This window comes from Candidatus Dependentiae bacterium, assembly GCA_018266175.1.
GTDB lineage: Bacteria > Babelota > Babeliae > Babelales > RVW-14 > JAFEAY01.
On the sequence record JAFEAY010000021.1, the window covers coordinates 91,245 to 102,854 of the forward strand.

The 11,610-nt window shown below is 38.1% G+C and carries 10 protein-coding genes; 5 read left to right on the forward strand and 5 right to left on the reverse strand.

The window, feature by feature from the left end:
- Positions 1–39: 39 nt before the first annotated feature.
- The gene (locus JST56_04555; GenBank protein MBS1988237.1) at positions 40–1,440 is read right to left on the reverse strand and encodes a hypothetical protein; all 1,401 of its coding nucleotides are present in this window, start codon (positions 1,438–1,440) and stop codon (positions 40–42) included.
- 96 nt (positions 1,441–1,536) lie between these two features.
- Entirely contained in the window at positions 1,537–2,916 is a 1,380-nt protein-coding gene (locus tag JST56_04560) for a hypothetical protein (GenBank protein MBS1988238.1), read from the reverse strand.
- Positions 2,917–3,186: 270 nt separating this feature from the next.
- On the opposite strand from JST56_04560, the gene JST56_04565 reads away from it, so the two are divergent.
- Complete coding sequence (locus JST56_04565; GenBank protein MBS1988239.1) at positions 3,187–5,631, forward strand: leucine--tRNA ligase; 2,445 nt, start codon at positions 3,187–3,189, stop codon at positions 5,629–5,631.
- A 57-nt stretch (positions 5,632–5,688) separates the two neighbouring features.
- A complete protein-coding gene (locus JST56_04570) occupies positions 5,689–6,021 on the forward strand; it encodes a TfoX/Sxy family protein (GenBank protein ID MBS1988240.1) in 333 nt (110 codons plus the stop codon).
- Positions 6,022–6,074: 53 nt separating this feature from the next.
- Here JST56_04570 and JST56_04575 read toward each other — a convergent pair whose 3' ends face one another.
- Positions 6,075–7,583 carry a hypothetical protein gene (locus JST56_04575; protein ID MBS1988241.1) on the reverse strand — a complete coding sequence of 503 codons (1,509 nt, stop codon included), beginning with the start codon at positions 7,581–7,583 and terminating at the stop codon, positions 6,075–6,077.
- Complete coding sequence (locus JST56_04580) at positions 7,580–7,975, reverse strand: hypothetical protein (GenBank protein MBS1988242.1); 396 nt, start codon at positions 7,973–7,975, stop codon at positions 7,580–7,582. Before JST56_04580 ends, JST56_04575 begins: the two co-directional genes overlap by 4 nt.
- A gap of 245 nt (positions 7,976–8,220) precedes the next feature.
- Here JST56_04580 and JST56_04585 point away from each other — a divergent pair, with 245 nt between their 5' ends.
- From JST56_04585 to JST56_04595, 3 genes are read left to right on the forward strand one after another with little or no spacing between them, the layout of a single operon-like run.
- Positions 8,221–8,874, forward strand: a complete 654-nt coding sequence (locus JST56_04585; GenBank protein ID MBS1988243.1) for a hypothetical protein — start codon at positions 8,221–8,223, stop codon at positions 8,872–8,874.
- Complete coding sequence (locus JST56_04590; GenBank protein ID MBS1988244.1) at positions 8,871–9,728, forward strand: nucleotidyl transferase AbiEii/AbiGii toxin family protein; 858 nt, start codon at positions 8,871–8,873, stop codon at positions 9,726–9,728. Before JST56_04585 ends, JST56_04590 begins: the two co-directional genes overlap by 4 nt.
- A 45-nt stretch (positions 9,729–9,773) precedes the next feature.
- A complete protein-coding gene (locus tag JST56_04595) occupies positions 9,774–10,436 on the forward strand; it encodes a fructose-6-phosphate aldolase (protein MBS1988245.1) in 663 nt (220 codons plus the stop codon).
- Positions 10,437–10,503: 67 nt separating this feature from the next.
- Here the strand turns inward: JST56_04595 and JST56_04600 are convergent, their stop codons facing one another.
- Entirely contained in the window at positions 10,504–11,373 is an 870-nt protein-coding gene (locus JST56_04600) for a hypothetical protein (GenBank protein ID MBS1988246.1), read from the reverse strand.
- Positions 11,374–11,610 lie beyond the last annotated feature (237 nt).

Consider the following 11,610-nt stretch of genomic DNA (forward strand, 5'->3'; position numbering starts at 1 on the left):
GCTGCACTCCTCTTTTTCTGCTTATTTTTCGATTATAATTTATGCACGTAGGCTCTTTAAGAAGGTCATCCAACTTGAATCTTGAGCAAATAATGTTTTTGCATATGATGAATCGATACTTCCTTTACTTGGGTAGTAAATAGAAAGGCCTTTAACATTTGCAAGAGCCGGTCCACAAACATTCATAATGACCGCTTTAGAGATGGTCTTCATAGCTGTTGTGAGGCATGCCGTAAGCTTATTTGCTGCTTGTTGAAATTCAGGCGTCATTGGCTTGCTTAATGGACGGTTGTTCTGCAAAAATTTTGCAGACTTGGGAGCAGTACGTTGCAGCTGATTCAAAAGCGCCGTACAGAACGAATGCAAATCAATATATTCTGGAGAGTACATCTCAATAGAGGCTTTTCGTGCTTTACTTAAAATACTTGTCATTGTTTGAGCATCGCAACTCACGCAAGAGATGATGCCTTTTGCTATGTCATCGATATTTGATTTGAGTTCATCAATCGAGTCCATTCTGACAGCAGAAAGAGTAAAGTCTCTTGCATCTGGGTGATATTTATAAAATTCTTTATACGCTTGAACAATTGATGTTGCAAGACCCAACGATCCAAGACTTGGTTTTGCTGTAAGCGCTGCTAAGAACGATCTATAGTTCCACCCTTCTCCCGGTTCTGTTTGTTGAGAGCCTACAAAGACATCTGCAAATTGACGGACTTGATAGCACACTTCAACCATTGCCATTAAGCATGCATCCATGCCGATCAAATCTATTTTTTTACCAAGCATCGTTTTAATAGCACTCATGGCACTGGAAAGACCTTGGTTTGTTAAGCAAGTATTCTGAGAATCATCGTATAAAATACCACGCTGACCATCGGTTATCTCGCTTAAATTTTTATGCGGCAGACCTGGAAGTTCTATCCATGAATGAATATGTTTTTGAAGAAGAACGCTCAATCGTGATCGACAATAATCTTCAATGCCAGAACCATGGTTCCACAAAATCAGTCCGTAATGACTTGCTGGATATTTGGAAACAGCCCACTGCATTGAATCGACAATTTCCTGAGAAGGATTAGTTCCCATCTCAAGACTCAAAGAATCATCTTCAATCTTTCCACCACGGACAATACGGTAACGCCATGTTTTATTATTACCCGGCTGATCCCACTGCACTAACATATTAACATTTGTATCGTCTAACATTCCTTTTTGCATAGCGGTCATGTTATAACTTGCAAATTCTGCCAAGCTATTATCTGCTTGTATGTAGGTAAGTAATGTCCATGCTTTCGTTGATGCTTTTGATTTAGTTACCTGATCATCGTGCAAGGCTACTGATTCTTGCGCTTGAGCACAAAAGAAAAAGCTGCATACAAGTAACTTGCATGCAGCTGAAATAAATCGCTTTTTGTTATCGCAAATTGCATTCTTCATGACTCTCCTTCCTAGAGAATTGAAAAAACCGTTATTCAACTCTTCACAGGGTATGGAAGGAAGTTACGTAAACGCAATAATTTTTCTTAACCGTTATCAGCGATAAACAATTTCTTTTAAAAAGTTAAACCATAAAGAATCTTTTGCAAAATCAGTATGTTGGTATGAACCATCAATATGATTCATCGGAAAGTAAATTGAAAGCCCTTTTGCTCGAGAAAGGTATGCTCCAGATGCGCTTGCAACAACACTCTGTTCAATGCTATTTACCGCTTTATTAACAGCACCTTTGAGCTGAACCACAGCATAATTACCCGAAAACTTTTTATCAAAAAGTAATGCAATGCTCTTGTTTAACTCAACAAAAAATGAATGTAAGTCGATATAACTGGTAGCACTAAATTGTAAGCAATTACGACGAGCTTGTTTAATTGCTTCAGCAAGAGAATCTTTATCAATACGTTGGCAAAGACTAAGATACTGAACAACAGTATCAAGGCTTGTTTTCAAGCCATCAAGATGTGATAAATCTATAGCAGACTGAGTATAAAATTGAATCTTATCTTTATAAAGCGATTGATAACTTGCAACAACCGATTGAGCCGCTTGCACTGGAGTCATTCTTCCACCTGCAAATGATTGCAAAAAGGTTAAATAATTCCAGCCATAAGCCAACTCAACCTCTTGCGAGGCAACCATGTAGTCCGCATAGTTACGAGCCTGATAACCAACTTCAAGCATTGCCATAAGACAAGCATCCATTCCTAAAATATTAATTTTTTGATTGTTCAGCACCGATGTCTTGATTTCGGAAAGCGCATTGGTCAAAACCTGATTATTCATATAAGTCTTACTTTGTTCATTAAAAAGAATACCTCTATGAACAGTTGTTGTATTATTCTGGTCTAAATCCGAGGGCTCAACTAAAATTGCATCCCCTGGATCATCACACGTGATACCATTGATACAAATTTTTGGATTATCTTTAAGGATGCTTGGATCTATTGCAAATTTACTTCCTGAAGACCAAGGCTTTTGATTTCCCCAAATCGGATCAACAATACCTATTCCATGATTCCATAAAATTAAAAAGTACTTTTCTGCCGGAAATTTAGTGGCAGCCCAACGCATCGAGTCAACCAAGTCATGTGCTTTATTGCCATCGGTATTAATAGGTAAGCAGACGTCAAGAATTAATTTTCCCTTCTCAACTTTGTATCGCCATACACCTTGTTGATCTGGTTGATACCATTGAACTAAAATATTAAGATTTGTTCCTGAACCAACAATCGCCATATCATTAAAGTTTTTATAAGCAAAATTACTTAAATTATTTTTTGCTTGCGCATAAACCAGAATGGTCCATTCAGCTTTTGCATTGAGTTGATGAACGCTGAGCAAAAAAGAAACAATCAAAAAAAGACGTACGCTTTTAAAAATAGTCTTACAGAATTTTTGTGATGCAAACAACTTCATAATCTCCCCCCTGAAGCACTATATTGCTTACTGAAAATATACTTTGGGGATTCTCTCGAAGCTCTTCCCCTGAGAAATGTATTCCCCACATCCTACTTTGATGCTACAAAATGGAGATTCGTCAAGTCAATAATTTATTAATTGTAAATTATTATGCAAGCTGGGCGTAAAAATAGTAAAATCAAACAAATGTAGTAAAATGACTGATAAATGCAGTTGCTGCCAATAAACCTTTTGATGCGTAGAGCTCAAAGCAATAAGGAATCTGTTATGAGTTATGATTTTAAAGCCGTAGAGACAAAGTGGCGTGAAGCGTGGAAAAAAAATCCATACTTCAAAACACGTAATGATCAATCAGGAAAGAAATATTACTGCCTTGATATGTTCCCCTATCCATCAGGTTCTGGCCTGCACGTAGGGCACTGGAAAGGTTATGTACTTTCTGATGTCTACGCACGCATTAAATTACTCCAAGGTTACAATGTCCTGCACCCTATGGGCTGGGACGCATTTGGATTACCTGCAGAAAATGATGCAATCAAAAAGGGTATTCAACCTAAAATTGGTACCGCAAAAAATATTGCGGTCTTTAAAGAACAGCTTGCACACATTGGCGCTATCTATGATTGGGATAAAGAGCTTGATACCACCGATTCAAAATACTACAAATGGACGCAGTGGATTTTCTTGCAAATGTTCAAAGCAGGCCTTGCTTATGAAGAAGAAACAGCTATTAATTGGTGCCCTTCTTGCTTAACGGGTCTTGCAAACGAAGAAGTTGTGAGTGGCGGTTGTGAGCGCTGTGGAACATTAGTACTTCCTAAAAAAGTACGTCAATGGATTTTGCGCATCACCAACTATGCTGAAAAGCTTCTTGAAGGGCTTGATCGTCTTGAATGGCCTGAAAAAGTTAAACTCATGCAACGCAACTGGATTGGTAAGAGTCATGGCGCTCGTATCACTTTTAAAACGGAAAACAACATAGAATTAGCGGTTTACACAACAACGCCAGAAACTCTTTTTGGGCTGACCTTTATTGTTGTTGCTCCCGATCATGAGATTGTTAGTTCAATCACAACAACTGAACAAAAAGAAAAAGTTTTGGCGTATCAAGAAGAATATCTTCATCATTCAACCCGTGAAAACACCATTGAAGTTCAAGAAAAAACTGGCGTCTTTACAGGCAGTTTTGCAGTCAACCCACTCAATGGTCGAAAAGTTCCTGTTTATCTTGCTAACTATGTACTCAAAGATTATGGAACTGGAATTGTTATGGGCGTTCCAGGAAACTGCCAAGTAGATCTTGATTTTGCACGTCTTTTTGACTTACCAGTTATTCCCGTGCTTAAACCTTATCAAGAGCAGTCAGATTATCTTGATGCTCAGGGTAACGTTGTTAAAGCATATGAACTTGACGGAACACTGGTCAACTCCAGTGAATTTGACGGCCTTGATCGAAAAGAAGCATTCACCAAAGTTGTAGAGTTGCTCAAACAAAAAAATTGCGCTGAATTTACTACCATGTACCGCATGCGCGACTGGGTTTTTTCACGCCAGCGCTACTGGGGTGAACCTATTCCACTCGTCCACTGTGCCGCTTGTGGTGTGGTACCCGTACCTGAAGATCAACTCCCCATCCAACTTCCTGAAGTTGAACACTATCAACCAACTGGAACCGGTGAATCTCCGCTTGCAGGCATTCATGAATGGGTAAACACAACCTGCCCTTCATGTAATGGTCCTGCAAAACGCGAAACCAACACCATGCCTCAATGGGCTGGTTCATGCTGGTATTTCTTACGCTACCCAAATCCAGATCTTGATACCGCATTTGGTAGCCCTGAAGATATGAAATACTGGATGCCCGTCGACCTGTATGTCGGCGGCATTGAGCATGCTATTTTGCATCTTTTGTATGCACGTTTTTACATCAAAGTACTCTATGACCTTGGACATCTTCCTTTTGATGAGCCGTTCAAGCAACTCTTTAATCAAGGCATGGTCTGCAAAAAGTCTGAAACTACCGGACGTGTTGAAAAAATGTCCAAGTCAAAAGGTAATGTTGTTAACCCTAACGAAATTGTTGAAGAGCTTGGTTCTGACACGCTGCGCATGTACATGCTCTTTATGGGACCACCTGAACTAGATACGGAATGGCAGACAGAATCTATTCGAGGCGTACGAAGCTTTTTAAATCGCCTCTGGGATTTTTTGAATAATCCAGCTCATGTACTCGCACCAGCTAAACAGGCTGATGAAAAGTCACAACGTCGCTTTCATCAATTCTTAAAAGCGTATCAAGAGCGTATCGAGCAATTTAAAGTAAATACTGCAGTTTCGGCAATTATGGAATATTTGAACGATATGCAATCTGGAAAATTGGTTTTTGATCAAGCATTACTTGAACAATTTTTAGTTGCGCTTTCAATTATGGTTCCACACTTTGCAAGTGAACTCATTGAGCAATTGCTGGGCAAACAACTGAGTGCATGCACGTGGCCTACATTTGATGCACAACTTGCCTATGTTAACGAAGTGGAAATTGCGGTTCAAGTGAATGGTAAATTGCGTGGAGCAGTTCAGGCAACGCGTGGAGCTTCTCAAACAGATGTTGAAGCTGCAGCTCGCAAAACCATAGAAAAGTGGCTTGAAAATGTTACGGTGGTCAAAGTAATCTTTGTTGCTGATCGCTTGATTAACTTTGTAATACGATAAAATAAATAAGGGCATCAAAAATTTTTTGATGCCCTTATAATTTTAAGGACTATTCGCATGGCTGTTAATGGCTACGCCAACTATATTTTAGATCTTTTACTGCCGCTCGGTAACATGAGGGCCCGCAAAATGTTTGGCGGTTTTGGTATCTACAAAAATGGCATTTTCTTTGCCCTCATCATCAATAATATTTTGTACTTCAAAGTTGATGCAGCCAACCAATCAGATTATGAATCATTCGATTCAAAGCCATTTACCTACACCAATAAAAACGACAAACTTGTGAGCATGAGCTACTGGGAAGTCCCTATCGATATTCTTGAAAATCAAAACAAGCTTGAGCAATGGGTTGAAAAGGCCGTTCAAGCTGCACAGCGTGCCAAAAAATAGTACTTGTACCTCTTCTTACCGCCAGACACCTTCACTCCAAATCAAAAGCAATTCTAAGTAACCGCTGGTGCTTTTTGCAAGGCGCCTGTCAAATCTGCCAGCCCTTTTTTCAAAGCCTCGAGCTTTTGCTTCAGACTTTCAAGCTGTTTTTTAAGCTCTGCCAGTTTTGCAGGAAGACCTGCTTTTTCCTCAAGTATATCCTTTATATCAGGGTAAATATCAAAAACAGATTTTCCATCATCATCTTTTTCGCTCAGAGCTTCTTCTAATATTTTTCTGTCTTTAACCTGCTTAATCAAAAATTTCAAAAAACACTCCCCATTCTTTTCTGGATGAGCCTCTACCAGATAAGGTGCTCGTGCAGCTTTTGCATCATAAGAAATATTTTTTTCGTAATATATTTTTACATCTTTAGGCTTAATCTTCAAATACTCTTCTTTCTTATTTTGTGCAACCACTGCCGCCCAATGTAAAGCATTTCTGCCGAAACTACCTCGCGCAACAATCGCCTCTTCTTTTTTATTATCGGATAGAAGCTCAAGGAGTCTTTCTACAAAATCAAATCGATCAATATCGATTGCATAGGAAATCATCTCGTTCTCTAAGATTCTTTTATTTCGAATATTTGCGTTGTCAGTATGTTTAAGAAAAACTATACAACACTCAATATCTCGCTGAGCGTTCTTATAAGGGTCATGGGCTAGTTTCTGGTTAATAATTTTATTATAATTTTCTAAAAAACTTTCCCACATACTGCCAAAAGGATAATGGCTCTGATCTAGAACTTTATACGAAAGAATAAGATCCAATGACCAAAATTTGTGATGGTTCGCAAGAACTTCAAGCAAATTATCACCATGAGTACCTTCCATGGTTGTGCAGGACTTTTGGCGAGTTTCAGGGGACATAGCATCTAAAATTGGCTTAAGAAATAATTCTTTTTCAAAAAAGGCTGCAGTTTCGAGCAAGCTGCCATCCATCTTATTTTTATGTAATCCCTTAATAAGGACTTCATCACGAACCTCTTGTGTGGATAGCGTATTTAACAATATTAAAAAAATTTCAAGATTTTGATTTTCCATTGTATATTTCAAAAGATTTACCCCAGAATATAACTGCGTTACAGCTCTGTCTCGGGCTTGATCAGATGATAAAAGTGAAAGAATAGCTTTCAGCTTCTGAGGTATAGCATCACGTATGGCTTTTTTCTGTTGTTCATTCGCATACTTTAATTCAGTGGTTTTATAGTATTTCATAAGATACATAAGCGGGTAATGATCTTGTAGGACCATACGATGACCTATTATGTACTCATCTTTATTGACATTGGCTGGTAACGATTCCAACAAAAATATAAGTGTCTCAAAGGCCAAATCGTGGTTTTTATCATGAGAAATTTTCTGTTCTTTGAAATCCATTGCTTCCAACACAAGCGTTATTAAGTTTTTTCCTTTCTTATGTTCACTCAGAATAACTGCTTGCTGGTCAGCACTAGTCAATTGCTCTATGAATAATCGCAATAACGAAAAATTTCTATGATTTTCATTTACAGCGGAACTCACTGGCGAGTCTCCATATTTATTTTTTGCAAAAGTGTATTACGTCGATCATCTACAGAAAGTACATCAAAGCATTGCTTTGCAATTGAATGGTTTTTATCAGAAGATTGTATTAAAAAAGTATGAAATAAATTGTTACCATAATTATCAAGTCGAACAACAGCAGCAGCTCTTTCAGCAAGGGAAAGAGAGTTAAAAATATTTCCAAACTCAGAGTTTTTATTGCAATTATGAAGGGGAAAGTCAGCCTTATCTTTTGCAGCCTGCTCTTTATACTGCTCTTCATATCGCTGCATCAATTCTCTCTCCATATTTTCTCTATCTTGACTCCAGAGAGCAAATATTCCCACAAAGCTTAACTGAGCTATCAATGTTAAAAATATTATTTTTTTCATAAAAATTCTTCCCCAAAGCTTACTTCTTCGAATTCTGATAAATAATCATAAAGATCTTAGCACCCCCCCCCCTGACAATAAACAAATATGAAATATCTCTTGTTTTGCATTGTAAAAATAAGATTTTTAAGGTAATTGTTTGGGATAAAAATTTTAAATCTCTTGCTTTGCAACATGATTCCTTATTATATTTATGTAAGAAACTGTCAAATAATGACAGCTTGTTGCATAAATATAGGGTTTACATGAAGAAAGATCTAAATTCTTTATTACACGACTGGCCTAACAATTTCATTCATGACACTGAACTTGCTCTGCTTTTGCAGAAATCAGACAATGCACGTTATTCTCTGGTAAAACGAGCACTCAAAGCAGAGGATTTAATTCGGTTAAGAAAAGGCCTTTATCTTATTGCTGATAAAATAAGGCAAAAACTTCCGAACGAGTTTGAGTTAGCACTACAGATCTATCAACCATCAGCAATCAGTTTAGAATCAGCTCTTTCTTTTCATGGGTGGATTCCTGAAGCTGTTTACACAACCACCTGTGTAACGCCAAAACGCGCACAGGAGTTTGAAAATAAATTTGGAGTCTTCAGCTATAAACATGTCCCAGATCAAGGATTTTATCGTGGCGTTAACCGCTCTTCCATTGGCACAGCTGTTATGTTTATGGCTGCTCCCTGGAAAGCGGTTGCAGATTTAATTTATACGCAACGTAAAGAATGGAACAACTTAGCACAGCTTGAAGAAGACCTTCGTATTGATCATGATATCATTATGAGTAGCGATAAAGTATTGCTCAAAGAACTTTGGCAAAATTATCCAAGTGTACGCGTACAAAAAGTATTAAAGCGTTTTTTATCTGAGATAAAGAAAAATCAAGGGAAAGCATCATGAGTATAAAACTTATAGAGGAACGGCTGAAAGAATATTCCCCAGCCTCGCAGCGAGACGAGTTGAATTCACTCAAAGAGATTGTCCAAGAGATTGGACTCTGTGCTCTTGCACGTGCTGATTTTTTTAAGATTGCAGCATTTCAAGGAGGCTCCTGTCTGCGCATTATTCATAAGCTCAATAGATTCTCAGAAGATCTTGATTTTATTATGCTCAAACCGGATAAAATTTTTGTATGGGAACCATTCTTAAAAGCACTGCAATTTGAATTTACGCTCTATGATTTAGCCTTTGAGGTAATTGACCGAAGTAAAGCAGATAGCGCCGTAAAGCTCGCATTTCTCAAAGATAACTCATTTGGCAAAGTCCTTCTTTTTAAACATCCACGAAGTTCTTCAGATAAACAATCGATTCAAATAAAACTCGAAATAGATACCAATCCACCATTAGGATCATCGTTCGAAAATAACTTTCTAGATTTCCCTTATCCTTTTTCAATTATCACACAAGATTTACCCAGCTTATTTGCAAGCAAATGCCATGCACTTTTATGCAGACCATACGTAAAAGGACGAGATTGGTACGATTTTATTTGGTATGTTTCCAAAAAAATTATTCCCAATTACATTCACTTACAATATGCACTGGAGCAGATAGGTCCTTGGCAAAATCAAAAAATTAATGTTACCGATAAATGGCTTATCGAAGCGTTAAAAGATAAAATAGCAATAATCGACTGGCACGATGCCAAAAGAGATGCTGAAAACTTTTTACGCGCTCATGAACGAGAAGCGCTCAAAGTATGGGGAGAAGAATTTTTTCTCTCAACCATTAAAAAATTTACTGATTATTTATAATAAAAATGAAACAGTTATTACTGCCTCAAGATTAAAGGACCTTTTATGAAACTTTTTATCGATACCGCGGATCGCACGGTCATCAGCCGATGGGCAAAGACCGGAATTCTTGATGGCGTCACTACCAACCCATCACACCTGAGCAAACAAGGTGGCAATATGCGTGAAGTACTTAAAGACATTTGCCAAATGCTGCCTGATGGCGACATCAGTATTGAAGTGGTTGAAAAAGAGCCACAAGCGGTTTACGAGCAGGCACTTGAAATTGCAGAGTTTGCTGAAAACGCTGTCGTTAAAATTCCATTTGCTGAAGAGTATTTACCCATTATCAACCGGCTAACAACGCAAGGCATTCCCCTCAACATCACCCTAGTTTTTACACCTCTTCAAGGCTTGATGGTTGCAAAACTGGGAGTCAACTATATCTCCCCTTTCATGGGACGATTAGAAGAAATTGGGGTAAGTAGCACAACGGTTATTCAAGACTTTGTTTCAATGATTGAAAATTACGAATTTGATACTGAAATTTTGGCAGCATCAATTCGTACACTCAGCCACTGGCACGAAGCCATGCTTGCAGGAGCTGATGTTGCAACACTGCCACCCGCACTCTTTGAGCAAGCGGTTAAGCATCCATTGACTGAAAAAGGCATTAAGATTTTTGATGAAGACTGGAAGAAGCTGGGTAAGAAGTCTTTGTTTGATTAAGACATTATTAACTACTAAAAAAGGCCCCACACGATACAGGGCCTTTTTTAGTAGTTAAATTTAAAAGTTAAGCATCATCTCGATCAAGCTCTTCTTGCAATAGACGAGCTGCTTGCGCATCAGCTTCAAAATCTTGATTACTTTGTTCTTCTTCTAACAAGCGTGCAAGATCGGCATCACCACCAACAACTTCATCATCTTGTGCATCTTGTAAAAGACGAGCAAGATCTTCATCATCAGCCGTGTAAACCTGTTCTTGTTGCTTATAATCACCATGAGCAATTTGCTCATCTTCTTCTGTGTACATATCTTTGAGCTCAACCGCAATTCCGCCTTCATAACCAACAATTTGGCAGATTATACTGAGTTGATCATTAATCGTCTGAAATTTGAAACAAGCTTTTTGAGCGATAGGGTTTGCTTCAATTTTTGTAACAATAGCATGAAGACCACTAAAGAGTTCCATAACTTTTGCAGCAAGAAGTTCGTTGCTTGATTGCTTTAATTCAGCAAAATCAAACCCACTCTCACCAAGAGTATCAGTAATAGTACCCAAACACCCGCATACATCATCAAAGTTTGATGCATATTCAAGTTCATTGATAAATTCCATCAATGTCAAAATCAACGTTTCAAGCGCATCAAACTGCGTTTGTTCGCTCTGGAGCTTTTGAATTTTTTCAGCTTGCTTTGCACGCTGTAGTTGCTCTTGTTCCTCGTGCGCTTTGCGCTCTTTTTCCTCTTGGGCTTGCCGATAAGCCTGGTATTGAGCTTGACGCTCGCGACGAATTAATGCCAATTGATCTTCAACTAAGTCTTGCTGCTCTTCAGATGCTTTTCTTTTACGACCATTCTCATCACCTGGTTGCATAGCAAAAACAGATGAAACGAGTAAGCCATAAACAACTGCTAAACCAAAAATAAACCGAATATTCATAGGACCTCAATTACGCTGATTATTTCACAAAGCCATGATTGCCTTACTCAATAAGTACAGATAGTTATTATATTTTTATGCGAGCCGTATGATATCACGATACATCTCAAGAATCAAACAACGTAAAAATGCTTTTTGTTTGAAATTTTTAAAACTGTTTTTGTTTAAAACTTGTATTTTTGCCAAAGTATACTAAGGTTAAAGAAAAGAGATGAGAGTAGTAATGGAGGTTATACT